Genomic DNA, 22,696 nt, shown 5'->3' with positions numbered 1-22,696 from the left:
TGTTCCGATATGTGTATAATGATAGAACCCCGTTATGCACAAGAAAGAACTGATCTTATTTGAGCAAATGATTCAGTTTTGCAAAGCGATTCAAATGCATTCTACAGTTAATGCGCAAATTTGCGCCTGAACCTGCCTATATGCCGGGTTATGAGGATGATGTAATTATGGCAGCGGGTACATTCATTAAAGGATCTAGTATGGAGTTAACGGCAGATGGACCAATCCGTCCTCCGTTTACGGCCTTTATCCAAGGTGGCTTGACATGCTATTTTAGGAGCGGTGCAGTCTCTACGGTAGTTATTGAAAATTAAAAACGTGGAAAATGATTAACTCATTTTCCACGTTTTTAATTTTCAGTTTTGTTTTGTTAAGCTTCTCATGGGGAAAGTATGGAACGGTGGGCTACAAAACTATTTTCCAATAAATAGCTAAGGACGAGAGCAACCCATTCTCAGAGAAAAAAGATTTGTAAAGACGCCTATTTCTAAGAGGAAAGTGCGTTTTTCTATAAAATAAAAATGATGTTACTTTTCCTTACATGGTGTTGACATGTTAGCTAACATGACATATACTATTCATATATCCAGCTAGGAGGTGCAGCGATGGAAAAGGAATGGAGACGTTCCATGCCACTGCTATCTATGAATATTGTCATGCAGTTAACTGGTTTAACAGCTAGACAAATTCGATATTATGAAGAGCATGAACTTGTTCAGCCTGCACGAACAGAAGGAAAGCAACGCATGTTCTCGTTAGATGATATCGATACTTTATTGGAAATAAAAGACATGCTAGCAACAGGCGTGAATATTGCAGGGATTAAACAAATCTTCGAAATGAAAAACAATCCTGCATTAAAAAACGATACAAAACAAGTGATTACAGATGCACAACTACGTGCAATTGTAAAAGAAGAAATGCAGATAGCTCAAAGACATCAAAGGGCATCTTTGCGGCAAGGAGATCTATCTCGCTTCTTTCGATAGAACGGGGTTTGATTATAAAATAATTTAGGAGAGTGAAAAAATGAGCAAGTACACAAAAGAAGATATTAAAAAGTTCGTCAAAGAACATGAGGTGAATTTTATTCGTCTTCAGTTTACAGACATACTAGGTACGATTAAAAACGTTGAAATTCCAGTGAGTCAGCTCGATAAAGCTCTCGACAATAAAATGATGTTCGACGGTTCCTCTATTGAAGGATTCGTACGAATAGAAGAATCTGATATGTATTTAGTTCCAGATTTAAATTCATGGGTTGTTTTCCCTTGGATTACTGGAAAAGGGAAAGTGGCTCGATTAATCTGTGATGTTAATAAAGCAGATGGAACGCCATTTGCAGGAGATCCACGTAATAACTTAAAACGTGTATTAAAAGAAATGGAAGAGTTAGGGTTCACAAGCTTTAACTTAGGACCTGAACCTGAATTTTTCTTGTTTAAATTAGATGCACAAGGCGAACCAACTTTAGAATTAAATGACCACGGTGGATACTTTGACTTAGCACCTGTCGATCTTGGAGAAAACTGCCGTCGCGATATCGTGCTTGAGCTAGAGGAAATGGGCTTTGAAATTGAAGCGTCTCACCATGAAGTAGCTCCTGGACAACACGAAATTGACTTTAAATATGCAGATGCGGTAACAGCATGTGATAATATTCAAACATTTAAACTGGTTGTTAAAACAATCGCTCGTAAGCATGGTTTGCATGCCACATTTATGCCTAAACCACTATTCGGGGTAAACGGTTCTGGAATGCACTTTAACGTTTCATTATTCAACGGTAAAGAAAATGCATTTTTTGATGAATCCACAGAAAGCAAAATGAGTGAAACAGCGATGCAATTCATGGCAGGTGTATTAAAGCATGTACAAAGTTTTACTGCGATTACAAATCCTACAGTAAACTCATACAAACGTTTAGTTCCTGGTTACGAAGCTCCATGTTATGTTGCTTGGTCAGGTCAAAACAGAAGTCCATTAATTCGTATTCCTTCTTCTCGTGGATTAAGTACACGTATTGAAGTTCGTTCTGTAGATCCAGCAGCGAATCCATACTTGGCGATGGCTGTAATTTTACAAGCTGGTCTAGATGGCATTAAACAAAAAATGACTCCACCACCAGCGGTTGACCGTAATATTTACGTGATGACTGAAGAAGAACGTATCGAAAACGGCATTCATAACTTACCACCAACTCTTCATGAAGCGGTATTAGAACTTGGAAAAAGTGAAGTAATCCGTGGAGCACTAGGTGAGCATATTTATGCAAACTTTGTAGAAGCGAAAGAGATTGAATGGGATATGTTCCGCACAACTGTTCATCCATGGGAACGTGAACAATATTTAAAAATGTACTAAGCTTATAAACACTGGGATTATGGTTTTTTACAGTGGGGGCAAGACTTTAATTTGACTGTTGGAAATCAGTTGCGCCCCCAAATCGCCCCCAAAAATACAAAAAATATTATTTGAAGACACCGTTCAGTCGTGAGTTGACTTGTTCGGTGTTTTTCTTTTTTAATTTCTTCGATAAGTGTACATATACATCATTAGTAATTTGTTGACTAGTGTGACCTAGTTGTTGTTGAATATATTTCTAATCCACTTTGGATTCCATAAGTAAAACTACATACGTATGATGTAAAGAGTGAATCGGATATGAGTTCATATCTGCTCTTTTTAATATACGTTCGAATGCATTAAAGAGGGTAGACTTGGGCATGTGTTCGCCATTTTTTCTACAAAAAACCAAGTTGAGATCATGACGATAATAATCATTAAGCATTAACTTATTTTGATTTTGATATTGTAAATGTGCTTTTAATGCAGTGACGGTGGTGTCTGGTATATCTATTGTTCTTGATTTGTAGTTTTTTGTATCTCCAAACAAATCTTCTTCAGTCTCGGGTTGGAAGTCGAGACTTTTATTAATTTGAATTGTCTTATCTTTTAAATTTATATCTGTCCACTGTAAAGCTGCGGCTTCGCCTTTACGCATCCCAGTTTCAATCAAAACCTTGAAGAATATACAATAAATATATCCGTATTGATATGCATTCGTTAACAAATTAGGAACATTTTCAGAATCAATAAACTTAGACTTGTCATCTTCTTGAGTTCGTTTACCTGGAATGATAACGTCTTCACAAAGGTTGTCCAAAATACGCTTGTTTTTCTTCGCTTGTTTCATACAGAGCTACGACAAAAAATTACAAGATGGTTTAGAGAGCGATGATAGCAATATGCTTCAACATCTTAGACAAACAAGAACAATCGGTGCAAATGAATTTAAGATTTACATTTTTGTTCAAAGGGAAGCCTAAACAACCTTAATGATTCTGACGATAGATAATGAATTAAGGCAATGATTCCTCCTACAACGTCTGAAATTAAATCTAAATCTGTATCTAACAAACTGGTTTGATTTTTAATAACTGGTTTAAACAGTTCATCCTGCAGAAACTCAAATATTTCATAAAAAGTACCTAAAGTTGTTGAAAGAGTAATAAAGAAAATAATTATTAGTTTTTTTTGAATAAACTTCATTTGTACAAATTGTTGAATTATAAAAAATGACCAAAGCGTGAGGGAATATGTACCAAAAATATGTTGAATTCGATCAAATAAAAATGATGTAACATACAAATTAATCAATTCACCAAGTACATCATTAGAAATTATTGAAATGGTAACAGCAATACGAATATAAAGAGGTATGCTCCACTTTAGTTTAAATTCTAAAAAAATATAGACTAACCAAAATAAAAGATTACTAATACTCATTCTCATATAGTCATAATTATCTGTGATGATGAGTCCAACGATGCAAGCTGTTTGAATCAATATGAAAATAATATCAACTATTAATTTTTTCGAGAAGTGTTGTTTCAGTTGAAGCACTCCTTTAGTAGTATAGTCCAGATTGTAGTAGTGCACCTACAAAAAAATTATTTAATGTAGTCATTCTTGTTATCAATATACAATGATCCATCATGTTGAACTTCGGCGTAAAATATTTCTGCTACCGTTTTAACACCAGCGGTTTCTAACTGTTGATATAGCCACTTTTCGTCAAGTTTTAGCTTGTTTAAATTTTCTCTATTAATTTTTCCATCCGATATGACAGGCATAGATGTTGGGAAAATTCTATAACTTTTTTGAATGTTCAAATCGCTCTTAGTGCCAGATTGCTTGGACTCCTTTTTCATCACTGAAAGGCTACCGTCTGTCTCAAACCATGCATAGTCAACGTCAGAAGCAGCGAATACATTTTTCTTACGTAACAGACTATTTAATGAGTCTATATCCAGCCGGGCTTTGCGAAGAGCGTCATCCATAATTTGACCTTTTCTAATAACGATGACTGGTTCGCCTACAATTGCATAACGAATTTTTTTGGACTTTATATCCAAAAAACCTAGAAAAATTGTAAAAGCAGACCACCCTATTATAGCTATTAATCCATTGCGAACGCTTAATGAGGAATCAATAGCAAGAGAAGCGCCTAGAGTACCAATTGATATAGCTGACACGAAATTAAAAAAAGTCATTTGGGAAATTTCTTTCCTTCCCATAATTCTTGTTAAAACTAATAAAGTAACAAAAGCAATAAAGAGTCTAAGCAATAATTCTGCAATTGACATATTATGCTCCTTTCATAATTGAACTAAAACTATGGAGTTCAAGATTTTTTCTTCTGATGGTATTTATTAATAAAAACAAGATATGACTTTGCCCTCTTTTAAACACTAGTATGAACAAATTTAAGTTCAATCAAACACTCATTCAAATTCAATAATAAAGCGAAGTAAAGGATGGATTATATGGCATCCACAAAAACTAGATTGAGAAGTATTCGTAAAAAAGCAAGCCAAGCGAACGAATCCAAAGAGCAACATGATTGAAATTGCCGCTGATGACTTCTGGTGGATCATGAATCTGATTTATCAGGCAGACAAAATAGAATCGCTTGAAACAAATCTAAAACTGCAGGAGATAAAAGAATTAGAGATGGAGGTAATACATTTATTAACCGAGTCGTTTTAGTTGGAAGGCTTACGAAAGACCCTGAACTTAGGTACACTCCTTCAGGAGGTGCAATGGCCAGATTTACTCTTGCAATGAATTGTACATTTTCAAACCAACAAGGGGAAAGATAAGCTAACTTCATTAATTGCCTTGTTTGAAAACAGGCGGAGAATGCAGCTATCCTTTTAAGAAAAGGAAGTTTAGCAGGTATAGAGGGAGGTATTCAAACAGGTAGCTATGAAGGTCAGGACGGAAAGCGTGTATATACTACAGATGTTGTCGCTGATAGTGTGCAATTCTTAGAGCCTAAGAATGGACAGTCTAATCAAAATAGCAGTGCTACAAGTCAAACTAACCATCATCAACGAGCCATTCTGAATATCAGCAACCGCAAACACAGCCTAATTACACCAGAGTGGATAAAAATCCATTCGCTAATAGTTCTGGACCTATTGAAGTGCATGATGATGATCTGCCATTCTAAAACACCTACACAAAGTGGATCATTAAGAATACACATAGAAAATCTGGATTGGGGGATATTCAATGGAGATAATCACAAATTATGTGGATCTATGTAGGAAGATCGACATCATCGAAACACAATTGATGCAAGTAGACATCGATTTGAAGTATTGGTTTGGTAAAGGAGAATTGCCATTCACAGGAACAGGTGCTGATGATTTTGGGGTTATAGCTTCAGTTGGCAACCTTCAGAATTTGCATGATAAGAAGTACCGTCTACAAAAGATGCTCGATTTTTACTTGGATATAAAGAAAGAAACTGAGAACAAGGTCAATCAGCTTGAGGGATTGAATTATCAAGTTGCTCGGATGAAGTATATGGAGAATAAGTCTTATAAGCAGATAGCTGATGAATTAGGAAAGTCATATGGTTACATTCGGAATGTTGCTTCTCGAAATGCCAATGTGTAAACGATAAAGCATTCTATTATAGTCCGAATAATTTTCCACATAATACACATCCTATTCCTGTGTTTATGGAGGTGAACTTATGACTAATCAAGGAAATAATCAAAATCAAAGAAATAACAAAAGTGTTGCAAATAGCATCAAAAACACTGCAGGCTCTGCATTTGAAACAGCGCATAATGCTTTAGAGGCTACAGAAAATATTGCGATGAACACTGTTGATGCTACTAAAAACATTGCAAAAAATTTAACAGGTAACTCAAAAAACAATCGTTAGACAAAAGCGCCCATTGGGCGTTTTTTGTTATTCACTCATTGCTTATGATTTATATGAAGAACAGACTAATATGTTTAATATATACATACAAGAAAATATGATAACAAAATGAGTTGCAGTATTACCAGATAGCTAAAGAGTTGAATAATTCTTAGGGTAATATATTTTATAATTTTGTAATAAAACCAGATTTTATTAAGATTGTCTTTATCTAGCTTCCTAATTAATTCTGTTTCTAATATAGATTTAGCATCTATAAATTTATATATATTTAAATTCATTAGTATAACATTAATTATCCTGATAATAGCCTTGCTAATTTTAAATCTTTCATTAGATAAAGATACAGAAAACAAAATTAGAATACAATCTGCAATATCATTGTTAATTGCATATTTAGTTGCATTGAATACTGTTATTGTATCTGTCAATAAGAAAATCATGGAAATATTTGCTGCTCGTGAGGAATATAATATGATCAGTTATGAAACAACAACAACTCAACAGGGAATTAAGTGTTTTGAAAATAATATTGAATTTTTGGAAGTGAGGCAATCATGAGTATTAAAGGTGGTTTATCTTCTGGGTATGTAGGCGAAGGTTCCAAGGGTTTAGTGTATGTATTAAAAAAGTTAGCTATCGATGAGAAAAAAGCTGAAGATCTTGTGATGGACAAGAAAGAGCATAAAAACAGGGTTTATGTACATATTCAATGTAGGTTAAATTAAAAAATACTTTGTAAAGAGCATCCAAATGGGTGCTCTTTTACACATCCAAATATCTTTAGGGGACTGAGGATGATGGAAGTAGAGAAGGCAGGTGACGCGTTTGCAGATTACCGGATTTAAATCAATTGGAGCTCTTATTGCAAGCTTCGCAATGTATATGCTAAACGTAGTAAACGTGGCCATAGTGGTGCTCGTTTTTTTTGATGTTGTTGGATATGATAACAGGGGTTATGTAGTCATTTTGGACAAAGAGCAGCAACCTATTTCGAACTTACTTAAAGAAGGAAAGGAATAATAAAAAGTAGATTATTAGATTCGATTAAAGTCTCCTTATCTACTAATAGAAATTTGAAACACTTTTTTATTCCATTTTGCCTCTATCTCTTTTAAAGACCTTCATAAATTAATAGAGAACAATAAAAGAAAGGAGGCAAATAAATTGAGATCAGAACCGAGAGGAGATTTATGCAGAGAATTTGCTCGTATCCTTGGAGGAAGTGGCAGTATAGTAAATGGGGTTTGTCTAGTACAAAAATTTAGAGATATTCGGTTTACTATTCTTGGAAGAAGAACCAGGTCACCTTTAGTGATTCCACAATTCTTTTCTTTTGAGGATTTGGACAATCGTGGAAACGCATTAAACCTTGGAGAAACTGTACTTTTACAAGAAGAGATTAACCCATTGCTCACAGAGCTAAGAAAGCGAAATATAATTATTACTGCAGTTCACAATCATTGGTTGTTTGAGGAACCAAGGGCAATGTATATGCACTTTGAATCTGTCGAACCTCCCCTTGAATTTGCGAGGAAAGTTAGGGAAGCATTCAGAGTGCTAAAAAAATAATATCGATAAATAAAGATGAGAGCGTTCCAATCGGAGCGTTCTTTTTATATAGAGAAAATAAGTGTTCCAAAGGGGGACGTGCGGAAATCAAAGATGATACAAAAAGGACACGTCGAGCTATAACGAATTCCTTTATTTTAGGGATTATTGGAGGAGCTGTAGCAGTTTTTTATGCAGCATTACATTTAAATTAATTGGAGGAAACAAACATGAAAATCAATTGGAAAGTAAGATTCAAAAATAAACAATTTTGGTTAATGGTATTACTTGCGATAGCAGCACCTATTTCCGCTTATTATGATGTTAGCCGTAGCGACTTAACTACATGGATGTCTTTATGGGATTTGGTTGTTAGTGTTGTGTCTAATCCATTTGTATTATTCTCTATTGGTGTAGGGGTTTATAATACGATTCCCGATTTAACAACAGTGGGACTTAGTGATAGTAGACAAGCATTAACTATGATAAACCAAAGGAGCGATAAATAATGGTAAAAGTATTCATTGATGCAGGGCATGGAGGCAGTGACCCAGGAGCTGTCGGTAATGGAATAAAAGAAAAAGAGATTACATTGGAGTATCAAGATGTACAAGCAAAAATGAGCCGAACAGGTGACATATATATGAAACTTGCTACCAAAACTAAAATCTCTTATTCAACTAACGAGGTGCTTTTGTCAAATCAGAGAGCTGTGAGTACAGCTCTTTTTTCTTGTTCAATTAACGACAGGCTGGTGACATGTTTGTATAGAAAAATCAGTAGTATAGACTTTAAATATTATATAGATTAGGTTTCAAAAATAATACGGAAAAGGACATGCCATTAGGTATAGTGTTTGAAACGGCTGATTTAATTATCGAATGCCCTTGGAGAGTCCAAGTCTTTTATTCCATCAAAATGAGGTGTGCTTCGACATGTGTGTTGGCATTTTCACGCAGCATCAGATCATTTCCTGTTTGTTGATATGATAATGTGTCCGAATCCAGGGAATTTAAAAAACGGCCTTATCGACCAACCGCCTTGAGGTGTTTCTTTCGGTAAGATTAAACTAAACATAGTACCTTCTTTTGAATTTCAATGAGCTTCAAGTCTCCTCCATGGGCACGGGCAATCATTCGTGACTAGGAAAGCCCGAGACCAAGGCCGCGTATTTTCAGCTTTTTGTCTGCCCCGCGATAAAACCTTTCGAAGATCAGGGACTGTTCCTCTGGTGGAATGCATGGCCCCTATCCAGGATAAGCAATTCGATTGTGTCCGCATGATATTGAATGGTAATGTTTATGAACCCTTCTGACTTCATGGCATGGCGAGCATTCTGGGCTACATTGACCAGGATTTGTTCAACTTTAACCTGATCAATGAACACAAATTGTTGTTGGGATCTATTGTCTATTTCAATATTCAAGTCTATATTTTTAAGGGTAGAGTGCCATTGCTGCAGAACACCCTTATTAACAAATGGGTAGGTTTCAGTCTTTGTTGGATAGATGGAAATTCCGCCAGCTGCAAACGTGTTGAAATCAAGATGGGATGCAATCATTTGTTGCAGCCGATATGTTTCCTTCAATGAGATTTCAATAAACTCTTTTGCTTCTTCTCCTGTAACAACCTCTTCATGGACTGCCTGCAGTAAGCCACTGATGACGTGACCGGTGTTTTCAAATCATGTGTCACCCCTGCCAATAGTTCCGAACGCAATTGTTCCAGGTGTGACAAGCGGGAAGACATCGTGTGAAAAGCATCTACTAAATCTCCTATTTCTTCTTTAATATTCTTCTGCTCGGGAAGCGATATATCGTAAGAACCACGTTCAATCTGCTTCGCTGCAAAGGCAACTCGGCTAATCGGCTTGGCCAATTGCTTCGCAAGATAAAAGATGACGCCATATCTAAGAAGACCGATGGCAGCCAGCATGATAAATAGCAGTCGATATTCCTGATTGGTGTCGAGCAGATCCTGTTTTCTTTGGATCATCACAATGTAGCCGATTGTCTGTGAGGCTTCTTCAATTGGTGCACTGATGGCGTATGCCGTTTCCCCATTCAGGTCGAACTTCACTTCTGTTTTTGCGAAAAGGGAGGCGGGGAGTGTACTTATCCGCTGGCCATTTCGCTTTCCGGGACCTTCCTGCTGGAAAAGAACCGTGCCATCCGTATTGATGACATAAGTCAAAGGCCGTGTCTCTATAGGGAATTCCTCGCCACGACGTTCCAGAATGGTCCTGATGGATCCGAAGTTTGCCATATTGCAGCGCATCTGTTTCGCTTAAGATGCGGGTAGGCATCCGAAGGACTGCCTGAACAAGGGCAACCACCTCTTCCGCAACAAAGGGCTTTGACATGTAGTCATCTGCGCCATTCTGAAGACCGTGCAATCGGTCGGGGACATCTCCTAGAGCCGTTAGCATAATGACTGGACAGGGCGAGTGCGCACGGACCTTCTCAAGAAAGTCTCAGCCTGACCCATCTGAAGCATAACATCCAGGAGAATCAAATCGATCGCTTCATCCTGAAAAAGATGGGAAGCTTATGAAATCGTATAAGCCTGGCTTACTGTAAAATGGTGCTTTTCCAGATATACTTTAAGTATTCGCGAAATCGCTATTTCATCCTCTACAACCAGTATCCGCTGCACAATCTTCACCTACATCCATTAATTTATTTCCGCACATAGAAATACATCATGTTTTTCAAAGTCATGAAGGATCCCTGGGGCTAATAATCTCTTCATTTCTTCCTTAGATGCCCACAAATGATTCTGATGTTCGCTTGAAAGGGGTGCCACTGCCGATTTCATCAGCCGCAGTGCGCTGTACAATCAGAACGCGTCCTTCGTTCACCACAAGGCCTTTGACAACAACGACGATTTTGTTTGACGGTTCCATATGTAAATCATTCCTATAGCAGAGTTTGATTTAAGTATAAATGAAGGGACTCGAAATGAATAGATTCGAGTCCCTGATTATTAAGCTTCAGATGATTGGGGAAGGACAACTGCTTCTTCATCAGCAGAGTCGGCTGGCGTTTCTTCGTCTGCAGAATCTGTAGGGGCTTTATCATTGAAGAAACCGCCTCGAGGTCCGCCATGTCCATGATGGCCACTGCCGCCTTGAGGTTTAAGTCCAAGCTCTTCCATTTGTGTGTGAGCTTCTTCCTCAGTTATTGTACCAGCTTCTACTTGGGCGCGGATTTCTTCCAGTTGAGATGTTTGCTCATCCGTCAATTCTACATGCGGTCCGCGCATCAAGAATTTGGCATCGAAATCGAGACCAAGGGCTTCAACTTTTACTTTCGCTTCTTCTTCCGTCAAGTCACCAGCAGTAAACTGTTCACGAATTTCATTCAACGCTGTTTTTGTTTCTTCATCCAAGTCATCAAAGTCAACACGCGTCAAGAAATCTTCCGGCAAATCAACATCAAGTGCATCCAGTTTTGCTTGTGCTTCTACCTCGTTCAAATCACCAGCTTTGAATTGATCACGAATATCATCAATTGCTGTGCGCGTTTCTTCATCGATGTTACCGAAAGGACCTCCACCGTGATGACCGCCTTTACCAAATGGGCGCTCAATTCCAAGCTCGTCCAATTTTGCGTGAGCTTCTTCATGCGTAATTTCGCCGGCTTCTTCCTGAGCCCTGATATCGTCCAAAGCCGCTTTTGTTTCCTCTGAAATTTCTTCCGTAGCGCTCACATTATTCGTCGTTGCAGCTAAAATAGGTGGTGCCGCAATCGCTCCAATTGTCAACGCACTTGTTAATAGCATACTGCCTGTAAATTTTTTCATGGTCTTTCATCCTCCTAATTTTGAGTGTGGAAATCTTCCACATCCCTACAATAAAACGTCAATGCGTCAGGAGAATGTCAAAGAAAAAATAATGAGAAAAAACTTATCCAAACAGTATTGACCCATTGGATTAACCATTTGAAGATAAGAATTGTACCTGACATTACAATTAATGATGATCTAGGTGGTAAATCATAAAAATATGTAATCACTTCTTCAACTAACGGGGCAGTTTAGTGCAAGAAGGATAAGCTATAATTATGGTAAAATACAGGTAAAGAATTGCTTAATTTTTGTTCAACAAACGGGACATTAAGTGGAATAAATTAATTTTTTTAAAATATCACAGGGAAGGCATGGTCGTATAAATAAAGGGTTTTTGGAGAAATGTAGTTCAAAAATGTGATTTCATTACTTTGGAGGTAAGATTAGATGAATATAAAATTTGACCAAAACAACGTCGTTATTAAACTCTGTATGAGTGGGATGAACATGGAAGATGGCGGAAATGTTGAAGGTGCAACCAAGATGTTTCATCAAGCATGGCACGAAGCAAAAGACGACTATGAAAGGTTTATTGCAGCTTATCATTTGGCTCATAAACAAAAGAGTATTATAGACAAATTGAAATGGATGGAAACCTCTTTACAGTGTGCACTAAATATAAATGATGATAATGTTAAGAGTGCATACTCAACGTTGTATTTAAACATTGCCAAATGCTATGAGGAGTTGTGTGATTTTGATAATGCAAAAAGAAATTATGAATTGTCAAACTCATATAACGGTACACCTTCTGATGAAGGACCATTTTATCATGGGACAAAGGCAGATTTACAGGTTGGTGATTTGCTGACAGCGGGTGGAAATTCAAATTACAAACCTGGGCTTAAAATGAACCACATTTATTTCACTGCTAATGCCAATGGTGCAGGACTTGCAGCAGCATTAGCAAAAGGAGAAGGAAGAGAACGCGTTTATAAAATAGAACCTACAGGTGAATTTGAAAATGACCCAAATGTTACTGACAAAAAGTTCCCGGGTAACTTAACACGATCTTATCGTTCTCAAGAACCTTTAAGAATTATTGGTGAAGAAACTGAGTGGGCGAAACTGACAACTTCGGAGCGAAGTGAATGGCGCAAAAATTTAGCCAAAAGCAAGGGCGAAATTATTAACTGAACATATTTCAAATGGAGTAAAATAGTTAATTTGTTTGCAATTACCAATATTCCGAAATTGGGTGCTTAGTAAAGATCGTGGGCTTAGGCAACTCTTTTTTCTTATTGAATTAAAACGGCAGGTTAGTTGAAATTTCATTTAGGGACATGTGGTAACAAATATGCAAAGGGGGCACAAAGATGAAGGATATTTTTAATCAATCGCACGCAGAGGAAATTTTAAACCGAATTGACAACTTAACCCTAGATTCAAAACCGCAATGGGGTAAAATGGATGTTGCCAAAATGCTGGCACATTGTTCATCTTTTCAAGACATTGCAATGGGAAATGCTTTTCCTCCGAGAGGTTGGTTAGGGATATTAATTGGGAAGTTTGTGAAACCAATTTTATATAATGACAAGCCCTTAGCAAAAAACATGTCAACAATCCCTACTATTTTGATTGTAGATGATAAAGAATTTGAAACAGAAAAGAAAAAACTAAAACAAAAAATTATAACGTTTCAAAGTAATGGTCCTCATAAGTGTACAAATCATCCACATCCTTTTTTTGGTAAACTTACTGCCGAGGAATGGGGAAAAGGAATTTATAAGCACCTTGATCATCATTTAAAACAGTTTGGTGTTTAATAAACCAAAGTGAAGATTTTTTACTAACGGGTGCTTTAGTCAAGGCCAAGGAGTGACGTCTGCGAAGACGTTGCTCCTTTTGCATTTCATATATAAGTAAAATATAATATAAATAAATAGTTATATGCTTATATGTAAAGGAGGCTAAGTTATGGAAACATCAATGATGGAAATTGAAAAGACTGCAACGATATTAAAACTGTTAGGTGATAAGACAAGACTAACCATGCTCAAGATGTTAGATACTCATGACTATTGTGTTTGTGAGTTTGTTGAAATATTTAAAGTAAGTCAACCTGCTATTAGTCAACATGTAAGGAAGTTAAAAGATGTTGGATTGGTTAAAGAAACAAGAAGAGGTCAATGGATCATCTATTCATTGAACAGGGAAAGTGATTCCTTTCATTTCGTTCAAAGTTTGATTCAACATCTTCCCAATCAAGACTTTAAGTTACAAGAATTAGAAGAACAGGGGTTACGTATTTCATGTAACTAATGGAGGTAAGTATTTTGTCAGAAGTTTTTTTAGCCGCACTGATTTTCATCGTAACGCTCATTTTTGTCATATGGCAACCAAAAGGGTTGAATATTGGTTGGTCTGCTTGTGGTGGAGCAATTATAGCGCTATTAATAGGGGTTGTGGACGTTGGTGATATCTTAGAAGTAGTAAACATTACTTGGAACGCCACGTTGTCCTTTATTGCAATTATTCTTATTTCGTTGATTTTAGATGAGATCGGCTTATTTGAATGGTCAGCATTACATATGGCAAGAGCAGCAAAAAGTAATGGAATTAAAATGTTCATTTATGTCAGTGTGTTAGGTGCGATTGTAGCTGCCTTTTTTGCCAATGATGGTGCAGCATTAATCTTGACGCCTATTGTCTTAGCAATGGTTAGAAACCTAAACTTCACTGAAAAAATGATTTTTCCATTCATTATGGCGAGTGGTTTTATAGCAGATACAACTTCGCTACCTTTTGTGGTAAGTAACTTAGTTAATATTGTATCCGCGGATTTTTTTAATATCGGTTTCGTAGAATATGCCTCCAGAATGATTATCCCAAATATTTTCTCACTAATAGCCACAATCAGTGTATTACTATTTTATTTTAGAAAAAGCATTCCAAGGACGTATGATTTATCAAAGCTTAAAGAACCTAATAAAGCTATTAAAGATATAAAAATGTTTCATCTGTCCTGGTATTTACTTACAGTACTAGTCATCGGTTACTTTAGTAGCGAATTCATTCGGATTCCGGTTTCCATAGTGGCTGGATTGATCGCGATATTTTTTATTTTTATGGCTAGAAGAAGTAGTGCTGTTAATACAAGAGCAGTTATTAAAGGAGCTCCATGGAATATTGTGTTTTTCTCAATCGGAATGTATGTGGTCGTTTATGGTCTTGGTAATGCAGGGCTCACAACTGTGTTGGCTAGTGTAATTGAAGTAACTGCAAAACAAGGGCTATTTGTAGCAACGATGTCGATGGGCTTCATTGCAGCTTTCCTTTCATCCCTAATGAATAACATGCCAACAGTCATGATCGATGCGTTAGCGATTACTGAAACGAACACTTCAGGAACGATTCGTGAAGCACTTATTTATGCTAATGTGATTGGTTCAGACTTGGGACCAAAAATCACACCGATTGGCTCCCTTGCAACACTGGTATGGCTCCATGTTTTATCACAAAAAGGTGTAAAAATTTCATGGGCTACTTATTTTAAAACAGGTATTGTCTTAACAATCCCTATATTATTTATTACATTATTAGGTCTATATATTTCGTTATCGTTTTATTAAAATGAACAATCAATTAATGAAACCCAATTTAAATTAATAAATTCTATAAGGTAATAAAAAGGAGAGTCCATACTATGGCAAAAAAAATTCTTTACTTTTTATGTACAGGAAATTCTTGCAGAAGCCAAATGGCTGAGGGCTGGGGGAAAAAACATTTAGGTGATGAGTGGGAAGTTTTAAGTGCAGGTATTGAAGCACATGGCTTAAACCCAAATGCTGTTAAAGCAATGAATGAAGTTAGAATTGATATATCTAAACAGACTTCCGATATCATAGAAATGGAAACATTAAATAATGCCGAGTTTGTCATTACACTCTGTGGAGATGCTGCAGATAAATGCCCGATGGCACCGCCTCAAGTAAAACGCGATCACTGGGGCTTTGACGACCCGGCGAAAGCAGAGGGTACGGACGAAGAGAAGTGGGCTACCTTCCAACGAGTTCGGGACGAAATTGGAGCAAGAATCAAGCAATTTGCTGATACAGGTAAATGACCTAATTGCAAAGAAAATTTGATAACTAAGAAAACCGTTCTATTATGGAACGGTTTTCTTTATTTGAACGAGCATTTATCTAATCCTATTGAATTCCTTCTCTCTAACAGAACATTGTCCTTCCATACACCAGTTAATTGTCCTATTTTTTCTCGTATACCCACTTTTCTAAAGTTATTTTTCTTATGCAAATAAATACTGTTGATATTCTCTGGAAAAATAGAGGCTTGCAGAGTCCAAAATCCTTGCTCATCAGATTTATGGATGAGATTTTTCAAAAGGAAATCGCCAACACCTTTACCTTGTGTATCGGGATGGACATAGATACTTACTTCTCCCACCCCAGCATAAACCAGGCGATCTGATATCGAAGTTACTTTACACCAACCAACTACTGTACTACCCTCTTGGACGATGAGGGTACATTCAGGATGGGCTTTTAATGACCATTGTTCATATGTGGAAGGTGAAGTGGTTTCAAATGTAGCTAAACCTGTGGAAATCCCAGCATCATAAATATATTTAATCTCTTTCCAGTCTTCTTTAGTAGCCTTTCTAATGAATAAATTCAAGCCTAATCCCTCCGTAAAAAATTTTGAGTAATTACTAAAATTTTATATTTATTACTTGCGTATTGCAACTAATTATTGTATATATTATTTAGAGGTGAAAACATGGAAAACAAACGTGAACTATTTCAAGTGCTTACTCGTAGGTTTGGACTTCTTAATAAAAATTGTTGTTCAGTTGGAGCCGTAGTTGTTTCATCGGTTCAAAGTCACATTCTTTATGAAATTGATAAACGTACAGCTCCATCCATGCAACAAATTGCAGATGCTGTAGCAATTGATATAACGACTTTCAGTCGACAAATTCAGACACTCATTAAAATGGAGTTGGTGAAGAAGAACCCATCCTCGGCAGACAAAAGAGTATCCGTTTTATCCCTAACCGTACAAGGTAAGTTCGTTGCCACAACGATTGACGAATCGATGAACGCCTACTTAGAAGAAGTATTCTCCCATATGAACGAATTTGAAAAAGATACAGTTATTCGATCTATCAAATTACTGAATGAAGCGATGTCAAAATCAAGTGTTTGCTGTACTCCGTTACTTTAAGCAAGATTAATTCTTGCTTAAAAAAATATATATTACTTGCAATTTGCAACTAATTTTAAATATAAAATACTTGGAGGGTAAACAAAATGAATATTATTGAGCTAAAACAAGTGAACAACAGTGGGTGTTGCATCCCTGCTGCAAAAACAAGTCCAGAGATAAAAACACCATTAAGTAAAGAATTGCCAATAGCTATTATTGGTGCAGGTCCTGTAGGTTTAGCAGCAGCTGCCCGTCTAGCTAATGCGGGAGAACAGTTTATATTGCTGGAGTCAGGGGACAGTGTTGGAAGTAATATTCTAAGCTGGGGACATGTGCGATTATTCTCACCATGGCGACACAATATCGATAAGGTAGCTAAAAAAATACTAGAATATCATAACTGGAAATCACCTGATTTAGAACAACTTCCGTTGGGTAGGGAATTGGTTGACGAGTATTTGAAGCCTTTAACAAAGGTACCTGAGATAAAGCCTTATTTATTACTGAATACAAAAGTTGTTTCCATTAGTAAAAAAGGGTTAGATAAGATGAAAACTGGAAACAGAGAAGACGCACCTTTCGTTATATATGTCGAACAAGGTGGAAAGTCAAAAAGAATAGAAGCAAAAGCAATTATAGACGCTTCAGGTACTTGGGCACAACCAAATCCAATAAACGCGGATAGTATATGGACGAAACAAGAAAAAGAATTAAAACAACACATTTACTATGGTATTCCCGATATTAAGGGTGAGCAAAAGGAAAGATACAAAAACAAACGTGTGGCGGTAGTAGGTGGCGGTCATTCTGCCATTAACACAATTTTGGAATTATCACAGTTAAATGATGAAGTAGAAATCACTTGGATAATGCGAAAGAAAAACGTAGCAGATGCTTATGGTGGAGAAGAGAAAGATGCTCTTGAAGAAAGGGGTAAATTAGGCAGCCGTATTCACCAATTAGTAGATGCAGGACAGGTAAAAGTCTATAGTCCGTTTTTTATTCTTCAATTAATACAGACAAACGAAGGTATTGAAATTACTGGGGAATCAAAAGGCAGTGAAGTAACGATTTCACCGATAGAGGAAATCATTGCAAATACAGGTAGCCGGCCAGACTTTTCATTTATGAGGGAAATCAGACTAAGTATAGATACTGCTACAGAAAGCGTCGAAGCACTTGCTCCACTTATTGATCCAAACCTTCACAGTTGCGGTACTGTGAGACCACATGGGGAAGAAATATTAAGACAGCCCGAAAAGGACTTTTATATAGTGGGAATGAAAAGTTACGGTCGAGCTCCTACTTTCTTAATGGCAACTGGATATGAACAAGTGAGATCGATTGTTGCTCATATAACGGGAGATCTCGAATCGGCTAGGAAAGTAGAACTTGAGCTACCGGAAACTGGTGTATGTAGCATTAATTTAACATCAACCAGTTCTATACAATCGTGCTGTGGGATATAAGTGTCTAAATGTTAGGGGTGACCTTACGTGACTGTAAATAACAGTGCAAATTTATCTGAAGAATACTTTTTGTCTTACTTAAAATTGGTTATAGAAGCAAGATCTTTTTCTTTAGAACAAGCACAAGACTATATGATTAAGAATTTTTTTAAAAATAATAGCTATATGTATGGAAAAGATAGTTACTGCAATTTTTTGCAGGCGATAGAAACATTAAAGTAAAATAAAAGATGTTTATACTTTCTTCTTGAACTAACGGGTGCGTTAGTCTTGGATAAAAACTCACAAATATCACTATTACATAATGAATTGATAATTATATAGATTTATTTATTTCCAAACTGTACCATAATAGGTAGAGGGGGAGAATTAAATGTTATCGAGATTTATTAAAGTTTTATTATTAGTAGTGATGGTATTAGGTATAAGTGCATATAAACTAGATGCCGCTCATGCTGCTTCCGTAATGTGGGGTAAGACCGAACTGAAACTAGGTCAAATTGGTAAAGTGACTATTTTAGCAGATACAGTATTATCGAAATTAGAAAGTGATGGGACTCTTTCTACTGTTCGTGGGATGAAAAAAGGGGAAGAATATCGAGTTTATAGTTTTAAATCTAATCATGATGGATTATATGGAGTAGGTGGAGGTAATTTTGTTCAAAAAAGCAAAAGGTGAAGTATGAAACGCCATCTAAATCTAAGCTTGTTCTTTTGAAAGAGATAAGTGAAAATCCACAGCAAGTACAGAAACCGACACAACAAGCTGTAGGTAATGGCTTAGAAGTGATTCCTGGTGCACCAACAAGTTTTGGAAATTGTAAAGCTATGAATGAATACTATCCAATTGGTGTGAAAAAGGGTCATCCTGCTTATATTTCTAAACAAGATCGGGATAAAGATAATTGGGCATGTGAACAATAATTAGTTTAAATAACAAACAGAAACGAAGAAATATAATCGAGTTCAAATCCACAAAGATTTTGTACTCGATTTTTTATATATTATAAATAAGGTTACGGAGGGGAATTATGAAGAAAGCACTCTTACTTATAGACGTACAGAACGCAATGTTTCAAAAAGGAAATATCGTACATAATGGGGATCAACTATTACGAAATTTGAAAGGTTTATTAAAAGAAGCGCGTACCAACAAGACACCGGAAATATTTGTTCAGCATAATGCGGCAACTGGTAAATCTTTAGAGTATGGAAAGAAAGAATGGGAGATTCATCCAGAAATAACTCCAAGCTCACAAGACATAATCATTCAAAAAACAACTCCGGATTCATTTTATAAAACCATCTTAGAGGTAGAACTAAAAAAGCGAGGAATTGAGCATTTGGTGATTACAGGAATTCAATCGGAAGTATGTGTGGATACAACATGCAGGAGAGCTTTTAGTATGGATTATAAAGTCACGTTAGTTTCAGATGCACATAGTACTTGGGATTCAGAAACTATTTCTGCTCAAGAGATTATTAATCACCATAATGATGTGTTACGTTGGTTTGCTGATGTATATTCTAGCGAAGACATTAAATTTTAAGCATAGTAGAAAGCTGCAATGTTAATAAATATAATAAGTCCTACTCATATTTTACGAGTAGGACTTATTATATTTAATTTAACGTCTCTTCTTCAGAATAATATCTTTAGAATAAGCAATTTAAAACATCTCCATTACTTTTCCTCCAACCACTCCTTATTGTATAAAATCATCTCTTCGATTTGTTCCTCACTGACCGTTACTTCTTTCTTATAAAGTAATTCTAAAAAAGCTTTATGTGAATAGAGTGTTTGTTCAATGTTGCTAGATTGTTTGGAGGCAATCATTTTCGGTTTATACAATTCGTAGATAGTTTTTCCGATTTCAATCACAAAGGCATTTTCCGTAGCTTCCAAAACGGCATAGTGGAATTCTAAGTCGATTGCGGCCAGCTCTTCTGGGCTTAGCTCCGGTTTTAGTCGCTGGGCTTGGCTATGATAAACTTCCTCTATTTTTTTTATTTTTTCTTCGGACCATTTGGCACGTATAAGATTAATCATTAGAATCTCAAAGTGTTGACGGAATTCTATAAGCATTTGCGTATTATTGCTGTGCAATATCAAGCTGAAGATCAAGGGATTTAAGGAAAAATGGGAAGGATTATTGGTGATGAACATTCCTTCTCCACGTTTAATCTGAATAACTCCAATTGATTCCAGTACTTTTATTGCTTCCCTAAGAGGGGTCCTGCTAACGCCCAGCTGTTCGACCATTTCAGCTTCTGTCGGTAATTTATCCCCATTTTTAAGTGTTCCTTCTATTAGTTTGTTTTTTATAGTAGAGACAATTTCGGTTGAGATTTTGTCTGTAGTTGTTAGTTTTTCGAAATGCATAAGGTGAATCCCCCAGTCATGTTTACTTTCTCTCCTATAGATTATATCGAATAAATGCATTTTTACATGAAAAATATTAATTTTATAATAATTTAGAATATTTCATTTACATAATGTAATTAAGATGATAACATATAAAATTGAGTACATCATATGTAGTATGTAGTAAAAAGAAAGGAAGTGTAGTGGGTGGTTAAGCACACAATCGCAAGTATTCCAGGTGATGGAATTGGTCCCGAAGTTATCGCGGAAGCAATTAAAGTATTAAGAGCAATAGAAGAGATACATGGTAATTTGCAATTTGAAATTGATTCTTATGATTGGAATTGTCAGCGTTATTTGGAAACCGGCCGAATGATGCCAGAAGACGGCTTAAAAACATTGGCTCCGTATGACACTATTTTATTTGGCGCAGTTGGTTCACCGGAGGTTCCGGATCATATTTCCGTTTGGGAATTAATCCTGCCGATCAGAAGAGAATTTCAACAATACATAAATTTAAGACCTATCAAATTATTAAAAGGAATTGAAAGTCCTTTAGCAAACAAGGGCATCGAAGATATTGACTTTGTCGTAGTGCGTGAAAATACGGAAGGGGAGTACTCCAATAGTGGTGGCCGTTTGCATGTTGGAACTCCACATGAAGTAGTAGTTCAAAATAGCGTTTTTACTAAAATGGGTAGTGAACGGGTCATAAAATATGCTTATGAATTAGCTCGAAAAAGAGGTTCTAAGCATTTATCTGTTGCTACTAAATCTAATGCCATAAACTTTTCAATGCCATTTTGGGATGAAGTGACGAGAGAAGTTGGAGTAGATTATAAAGAAATAGAACCGAAGTTTTACCATATTGATGCATTGGTTGCCTTTTTTGTATCGAAGCCAGAAATCTTTGATGTAGTAGTTGGAAGTAATTTGTTTGGTGATATTTTAACTGATTTAGGAGCAGCTATTTCAGGCGGACTTGGAACTGCGCCTTCAGGAAATATTAATCCAGAAAAGAAATATCCGTCCATGTTTGAAGCAATTCATGGCTCTGCACCAGATATCGCAGGTAAAGGCATTGCAAATCCAATCGCACAAATTTGGAGCACTTCTTTAATGTTAGAACATCTCGGATATCCAGACCTAGCAAAAATCATTGTCGATGGAATAGAAGATACATTAGTTAGTGGTAAAGTGAGAACGCCAGATTTAGGCGGAACTGCTTCCACAACAGAATTTGCAGATAAAATTATTGAAAATATTAAAGAGTATGCTTAAGGGGGATTTTTAATTGGTTCAATTAGAAGCTAAAGTCATTGCTGTCACAGGAGCTGGCGGCGGAATGGGAAAAACGGTAGTAGAAAATCTTTTGGCAGAAGGTGCAACAGTTGTTGCTTTGGATATTAACACAGATTCTTTGTCTTCAATCGAAAATGAAAATATACGTGTTAAAGCTATTAATCTATTAGATGAAAACAGTATTCAGCAGACTTTCAATGAAATATTCGATGAGTTTAATAAATTAGATGGGCTTGTCAATATAGCAGGAATCGCACAGTCTGCTAAACCAATCACAGAAGTTGAACTTTCGGAGTGGCATAAAATAATCGATATCAATGCGACTGCAATATTTTTAACGAGCCGTGAAGCTGTAAGATATATGAAACAAGCAAAAAATGGATCTATTATTAATATAGGTTCGGTATCTGTTACAAGACCGCGTCCAGGTTTGCAAAGCTATGTTGCATCAAAAGGGGCGGTAGAAGCATTTTCTAAAGCTTTGGCACTGGAAACAGCACCATTTAATATTCGTGTAAATGTCTTACACCCTGGTCCAGCGGATACACAAATGTTAGGGCAATTCTCTTCTGCTCAAGCAGGCGAAGTAGAATTAAACAAAGATATTTTTGCAGAAAGCGTTCCATTAGGTAGGTTGATTAATCCAGCGGATATTTCTGCAACAGTGACACACTTATTAACAGATGGTGCTCAAATTATTACAGGTGCAGTAATCCATGTAGATGGCGGAAGAAGTATCTAGAAAGG

32 protein-coding genes and 3 pseudogenes are annotated in these 22,696 nt (G+C 36.4%); 25 read left to right on the top strand and 10 right to left on the bottom strand.

The window, feature by feature from the left end:
* Nucleotides 1-61: 61 nt before the first annotated feature.
* From FG382_RS02635 to glnA, 3 genes and pseudogenes are all read left to right on the top strand, one after another.
* Nucleotides 62-314, top strand: a pseudogene (locus tag FG382_RS02635) (methionine gamma-lyase family protein); the annotation flags it as partial.
* A 291-nt stretch (nucleotides 315-605) separates the two neighbouring features.
* Nucleotides 606-989, top strand: a complete 384-nt coding sequence (locus FG382_RS02630) for a MerR family transcriptional regulator (RefSeq protein WP_142537307.1) — start codon at nucleotides 606-608, stop codon at nucleotides 987-989.
* Nucleotides 990-1,029: 40 nt separating this feature from the next.
* Nucleotides 1,030-2,364, top strand: coding sequence for a type I glutamate--ammonia ligase (glnA, locus tag FG382_RS02625; RefSeq protein WP_142537306.1), 1,335 nt, complete (start codon nucleotides 1,030-1,032; stop codon nucleotides 2,362-2,364).
* 238 nt (nucleotides 2,365-2,602) lie between these two features.
* Here glnA and FG382_RS02620 read toward each other — a convergent pair whose 3' ends face one another.
* The 3 genes from FG382_RS02620 to FG382_RS02610 form a co-directional block, all read right to left on the bottom strand.
* Nucleotides 2,603-3,196, bottom strand: a complete 594-nt coding sequence (locus FG382_RS02620) for a site-specific integrase (RefSeq protein WP_229677315.1) — start codon at nucleotides 3,194-3,196, stop codon at nucleotides 2,603-2,605.
* Nucleotides 3,197-3,294: 98 nt separating this feature from the next.
* Entirely contained in the window at nucleotides 3,295-3,849 is a 555-nt protein-coding gene (locus FG382_RS02615; RefSeq protein WP_211356360.1) for a DUF2238 domain-containing protein, read from the bottom strand.
* 104 nt (nucleotides 3,850-3,953) lie between these two features.
* On the bottom strand, nucleotides 3,954-4,649 hold the full coding sequence (locus tag FG382_RS02610; protein WP_142537304.1) for a DUF421 domain-containing protein: 696 nt from the start codon (nucleotides 4,647-4,649) through the stop codon (nucleotides 3,954-3,956).
* Between the two features lie 384 nt (nucleotides 4,650-5,033).
* On the opposite strand from FG382_RS02610, the pseudogene ssb reads away from it, so the two are divergent.
* The 9 genes and pseudogenes from ssb (at nucleotide 5,034) to FG382_RS23490 (ending at nucleotide 8,606) form a co-directional block, all read left to right on the top strand.
* Nucleotides 5,034-5,518: pseudogene (gene ssb / locus FG382_RS23155) on the top strand (single-stranded DNA-binding protein).
* 62 nt (nucleotides 5,519-5,580) lie between these two features.
* On the top strand, nucleotides 5,581-5,970 hold the full coding sequence (locus FG382_RS02600) for a hypothetical protein (RefSeq protein WP_142537303.1): 390 nt from the start codon (nucleotides 5,581-5,583) through the stop codon (nucleotides 5,968-5,970).
* A 79-nt stretch (nucleotides 5,971-6,049) separates the two neighbouring features.
* Nucleotides 6,050-6,244: a hypothetical protein gene (locus FG382_RS02595; protein WP_142537302.1), complete on the top strand. Its 195-nt coding sequence runs from the start codon at nucleotides 6,050-6,052 to the stop codon at nucleotides 6,242-6,244.
* Nucleotides 6,245-6,556: 312 nt separating this feature from the next.
* Complete coding sequence (locus FG382_RS22890; RefSeq protein WP_211356359.1) at nucleotides 6,557-6,805, top strand: hypothetical protein; 249 nt, start codon at nucleotides 6,557-6,559, stop codon at nucleotides 6,803-6,805.
* Complete coding sequence (locus FG382_RS22520; RefSeq protein ID WP_170206433.1) at nucleotides 6,802-6,972, top strand: hypothetical protein; 171 nt, start codon at nucleotides 6,802-6,804, stop codon at nucleotides 6,970-6,972. Before FG382_RS22890 ends, FG382_RS22520 begins: the two co-directional genes overlap by 4 nt.
* A 91-nt stretch (nucleotides 6,973-7,063) precedes the next feature.
* Nucleotides 7,064-7,267 carry a hypothetical protein gene (locus tag FG382_RS02590; RefSeq protein WP_142537301.1) on the top strand — a complete coding sequence of 68 codons (204 nt, stop codon included), beginning with the start codon at nucleotides 7,064-7,066 and terminating at the stop codon, nucleotides 7,265-7,267.
* 144 nt (nucleotides 7,268-7,411) lie between these two features.
* Nucleotides 7,412-7,816 carry a DUF1259 domain-containing protein gene (locus FG382_RS02585; RefSeq protein ID WP_142537300.1) on the top strand — a complete coding sequence of 135 codons (405 nt, stop codon included), beginning with the start codon at nucleotides 7,412-7,414 and terminating at the stop codon, nucleotides 7,814-7,816.
* A 209-nt stretch (nucleotides 7,817-8,025) separates the two neighbouring features.
* Complete coding sequence (locus tag FG382_RS02580; protein ID WP_142537299.1) at nucleotides 8,026-8,304, top strand: phage holin; 279 nt, start codon at nucleotides 8,026-8,028, stop codon at nucleotides 8,302-8,304.
* Nucleotides 8,304-8,606 carry an N-acetylmuramoyl-L-alanine amidase family protein gene (locus tag FG382_RS23490; protein ID WP_142537298.1) on the top strand — a complete coding sequence of 101 codons (303 nt, stop codon included), beginning with the start codon at nucleotides 8,304-8,306 and terminating at the stop codon, nucleotides 8,604-8,606. Before FG382_RS02580 ends, FG382_RS23490 begins: the two co-directional genes overlap by 1 nt.
* Before the next feature lie 402 nt (nucleotides 8,607-9,008).
* On the opposite strand, the gene FG382_RS22885 is transcribed toward FG382_RS23490, so the two are convergent.
* From FG382_RS22885 to FG382_RS02555, 5 genes and pseudogenes are all read right to left on the bottom strand, one after another.
* The gene (locus FG382_RS22885; protein ID WP_211356358.1) at nucleotides 9,009-9,383 is read right to left on the bottom strand and encodes a sensor histidine kinase; all 375 of its coding nucleotides are present in this window, start codon (nucleotides 9,381-9,383) and stop codon (nucleotides 9,009-9,011) included.
* Nucleotides 9,380-10,060: a two-component system sensor histidine kinase family protein gene (locus tag FG382_RS02570; protein ID WP_170206432.1), complete on the bottom strand. Its 681-nt coding sequence runs from the start codon at nucleotides 10,058-10,060 to the stop codon at nucleotides 9,380-9,382. The genes FG382_RS22885 and FG382_RS02570 overlap by 4 nt, the downstream gene beginning before the upstream one ends.
* Before the next feature lie 115 nt (nucleotides 10,061-10,175).
* A pseudogene (locus tag FG382_RS23485) lies at nucleotides 10,176-10,223 on the bottom strand (hypothetical protein); the annotation flags it as partial.
* 330 nt (nucleotides 10,224-10,553) lie between these two features.
* The gene (locus FG382_RS23415; RefSeq protein ID WP_342354584.1) at nucleotides 10,554-10,700 is read right to left on the bottom strand and encodes a hypothetical protein; all 147 of its coding nucleotides are present in this window, start codon (nucleotides 10,698-10,700) and stop codon (nucleotides 10,554-10,556) included.
* 80 nt (nucleotides 10,701-10,780) lie between these two features.
* Nucleotides 10,781-11,599 (bottom strand): hypothetical protein, encoded by an 819-nt coding sequence (locus FG382_RS02555; RefSeq protein WP_142537295.1) that lies wholly within the window; start codon nucleotides 11,597-11,599, stop codon nucleotides 10,781-10,783.
* 432 nt (nucleotides 11,600-12,031) lie between these two features.
* Here FG382_RS02555 and arr point away from each other — a divergent pair, with 432 nt between their 5' ends.
* The 5 genes from arr (at nucleotide 12,032) to arsC (ending at nucleotide 15,710) form a co-directional block, all read left to right on the top strand.
* Entirely contained in the window at nucleotides 12,032-12,781 is a 750-nt protein-coding gene (arr, locus tag FG382_RS02550) for an NAD(+)--rifampin ADP-ribosyltransferase (RefSeq protein ID WP_142537294.1), read from the top strand.
* Between the two features lie 179 nt (nucleotides 12,782-12,960).
* Nucleotides 12,961-13,410 carry a DUF1569 domain-containing protein gene (locus tag FG382_RS02545; protein ID WP_142537293.1) on the top strand — a complete coding sequence of 150 codons (450 nt, stop codon included), beginning with the start codon at nucleotides 12,961-12,963 and terminating at the stop codon, nucleotides 13,408-13,410.
* A 151-nt stretch (nucleotides 13,411-13,561) separates the two neighbouring features.
* Entirely contained in the window at nucleotides 13,562-13,906 is a 345-nt protein-coding gene (locus FG382_RS02540) for an ArsR/SmtB family transcription factor (protein ID WP_142537292.1), read from the top strand.
* A 14-nt stretch (nucleotides 13,907-13,920) separates the two neighbouring features.
* Nucleotides 13,921-15,216, top strand: a complete 1,296-nt coding sequence (locus tag FG382_RS02535) for an arsenic transporter (RefSeq protein ID WP_142537291.1) — start codon at nucleotides 13,921-13,923, stop codon at nucleotides 15,214-15,216.
* A gap of 74 nt (nucleotides 15,217-15,290) precedes the next feature.
* Nucleotides 15,291-15,710: an arsenate reductase (thioredoxin) gene (gene arsC, locus FG382_RS02530; RefSeq protein WP_142537290.1), complete on the top strand. Its 420-nt coding sequence runs from the start codon at nucleotides 15,291-15,293 to the stop codon at nucleotides 15,708-15,710.
* 59 nt (nucleotides 15,711-15,769) lie between these two features.
* On the opposite strand, the gene FG382_RS02525 is transcribed toward arsC, so the two are convergent.
* On the bottom strand, nucleotides 15,770-16,282 hold the full coding sequence (locus FG382_RS02525; protein WP_142537289.1) for a GNAT family N-acetyltransferase: 513 nt from the start codon (nucleotides 16,280-16,282) through the stop codon (nucleotides 15,770-15,772).
* A 102-nt stretch (nucleotides 16,283-16,384) separates the two neighbouring features.
* Between FG382_RS02525 and FG382_RS02520 the strand changes: the two genes are divergently transcribed.
* From FG382_RS02520 to FG382_RS02495, 6 genes are all read left to right on the top strand, one after another.
* Nucleotides 16,385-16,831 (top strand): MarR family winged helix-turn-helix transcriptional regulator, encoded by a 447-nt coding sequence (locus FG382_RS02520; RefSeq protein WP_142537288.1) that lies wholly within the window; start codon nucleotides 16,385-16,387, stop codon nucleotides 16,829-16,831.
* Nucleotides 16,832-16,917: 86 nt separating this feature from the next.
* Complete coding sequence (locus tag FG382_RS02515) at nucleotides 16,918-18,282, top strand: NAD(P)-binding domain-containing protein (protein WP_142537287.1); 1,365 nt, start codon at nucleotides 16,918-16,920, stop codon at nucleotides 18,280-18,282.
* A 27-nt stretch (nucleotides 18,283-18,309) separates the two neighbouring features.
* Complete coding sequence (locus FG382_RS02510) at nucleotides 18,310-18,504, top strand: hypothetical protein (RefSeq protein ID WP_142537286.1); 195 nt, start codon at nucleotides 18,310-18,312, stop codon at nucleotides 18,502-18,504.
* Nucleotides 18,505-18,655: 151 nt separating this feature from the next.
* Entirely contained in the window at nucleotides 18,656-18,961 is a 306-nt protein-coding gene (locus FG382_RS02505; RefSeq protein WP_142537285.1) for a hypothetical protein, read from the top strand.
* Complete coding sequence (locus tag FG382_RS02500; RefSeq protein WP_142537284.1) at nucleotides 18,958-19,206, top strand: excalibur calcium-binding domain-containing protein; 249 nt, start codon at nucleotides 18,958-18,960, stop codon at nucleotides 19,204-19,206. The genes FG382_RS02505 and FG382_RS02500 overlap by 4 nt, the downstream gene beginning before the upstream one ends.
* Before the next feature lie 107 nt (nucleotides 19,207-19,313).
* On the top strand, nucleotides 19,314-19,832 hold the full coding sequence (locus FG382_RS02495; RefSeq protein ID WP_188713299.1) for a cysteine hydrolase family protein: 519 nt from the start codon (nucleotides 19,314-19,316) through the stop codon (nucleotides 19,830-19,832).
* A gap of 134 nt (nucleotides 19,833-19,966) precedes the next feature.
* On the opposite strand, the gene FG382_RS02490 is transcribed toward FG382_RS02495, so the two are convergent.
* On the bottom strand, nucleotides 19,967-20,665 hold the full coding sequence (locus FG382_RS02490) for a FadR/GntR family transcriptional regulator (protein WP_142537282.1): 699 nt from the start codon (nucleotides 20,663-20,665) through the stop codon (nucleotides 19,967-19,969).
* Nucleotides 20,666-20,854: 189 nt separating this feature from the next.
* Between FG382_RS02490 and FG382_RS02485 the strand changes: the two genes are divergently transcribed.
* Together FG382_RS02485 and FG382_RS02480 are read left to right on the top strand one after the other, a co-directional pair.
* Nucleotides 20,855-21,928, top strand: a complete 1,074-nt coding sequence (locus FG382_RS02485; protein WP_142537281.1) for a tartrate dehydrogenase — start codon at nucleotides 20,855-20,857, stop codon at nucleotides 21,926-21,928.
* A gap of 13 nt (nucleotides 21,929-21,941) precedes the next feature.
* Nucleotides 21,942-22,691, top strand: a complete 750-nt coding sequence (locus FG382_RS02480) for an SDR family NAD(P)-dependent oxidoreductase (protein WP_142537280.1) — start codon at nucleotides 21,942-21,944, stop codon at nucleotides 22,689-22,691.
* The last annotated feature ends 5 nt before the right edge of the window (nucleotides 22,692-22,696 follow it).

This window comes from Psychrobacillus lasiicapitis, assembly GCF_006861795.1.
GTDB classification, from domain to species: Bacteria; Bacillota; Bacilli; order Bacillales_A; family Planococcaceae; genus Psychrobacillus; species Psychrobacillus lasiicapitis.
This window is presented reverse-complemented; position numbering and strand designations above follow the sequence as displayed.

Coding starts and splice junctions, on each gene's coding strand:
- FG382_RS02630 (WP_142537307.1), top strand. CDS start 606: ATGGAAAAGGAATGGAGACGTTCCATGCCACTGCTATCTATGAATATT.
- glnA (WP_142537306.1), top strand. CDS start 1,030: ATGAGCAAGTACACAAAAGAAGATATTAAAAAGTTCGTCAAAGAACAT.
- FG382_RS02620 (WP_229677315.1), bottom strand. CDS start 3,196: ATGAAACAAGCGAAGAAAAACAAGCGTATTTTGGACAACCTTTGTGAA.
- FG382_RS02610 (WP_142537304.1), bottom strand. CDS start 4,649: ATGTCAATTGCAGAATTATTGCTTAGACTCTTTATTGCTTTTGTTACT.
- FG382_RS02600 (WP_142537303.1), top strand. CDS start 5,581: ATGGAGATAATCACAAATTATGTGGATCTATGTAGGAAGATCGACATC.
- FG382_RS02595 (WP_142537302.1), top strand. CDS start 6,050: ATGACTAATCAAGGAAATAATCAAAATCAAAGAAATAACAAAAGTGTT.
- FG382_RS22520 (WP_170206433.1), top strand. CDS start 6,802: ATGAGTATTAAAGGTGGTTTATCTTCTGGGTATGTAGGCGAAGGTTCC.
- FG382_RS02580 (WP_142537299.1), top strand. CDS start 8,026: ATGAAAATCAATTGGAAAGTAAGATTCAAAAATAAACAATTTTGGTTA.
- FG382_RS23490 (WP_142537298.1), top strand. CDS start 8,304: ATGGTAAAAGTATTCATTGATGCAGGGCATGGAGGCAGTGACCCAGGA.
- FG382_RS02570 (WP_170206432.1), bottom strand. CDS start 10,060: ATGGCAAACTTCGGATCCATCAGGACCATTCTGGAACGTCGTGGCGAG.
- FG382_RS23415 (WP_342354584.1), bottom strand. CDS start 10,700: ATGGAACCGTCAAACAAAATCGTCGTTGTTGTCAAAGGCCTTGTGGTG.
- FG382_RS02555 (WP_142537295.1), bottom strand. CDS start 11,599: ATGAAAAAATTTACAGGCAGTATGCTATTAACAAGTGCGTTGACAATT.
- arr (WP_142537294.1), top strand. CDS start 12,032: ATGAATATAAAATTTGACCAAAACAACGTCGTTATTAAACTCTGTATG.
- FG382_RS02545 (WP_142537293.1), top strand. CDS start 12,961: ATGAAGGATATTTTTAATCAATCGCACGCAGAGGAAATTTTAAACCGA.
- FG382_RS02540 (WP_142537292.1), top strand. CDS start 13,562: ATGGAAACATCAATGATGGAAATTGAAAAGACTGCAACGATATTAAAA.
- arsC (WP_142537290.1), top strand. CDS start 15,291: ATGGCAAAAAAAATTCTTTACTTTTTATGTACAGGAAATTCTTGCAGA.
- FG382_RS02520 (WP_142537288.1), top strand. CDS start 16,385: ATGGAAAACAAACGTGAACTATTTCAAGTGCTTACTCGTAGGTTTGGA.
- FG382_RS02515 (WP_142537287.1), top strand. CDS start 16,918: ATGAATATTATTGAGCTAAAACAAGTGAACAACAGTGGGTGTTGCATC.
- FG382_RS02505 (WP_142537285.1), top strand. CDS start 18,656: ATGTTATCGAGATTTATTAAAGTTTTATTATTAGTAGTGATGGTATTA.
- FG382_RS02495 (WP_188713299.1), top strand. CDS start 19,314: ATGAAGAAAGCACTCTTACTTATAGACGTACAGAACGCAATGTTTCAA.
- FG382_RS02490 (WP_142537282.1), bottom strand. CDS start 20,665: ATGCATTTCGAAAAACTAACAACTACAGACAAAATCTCAACCGAAATT.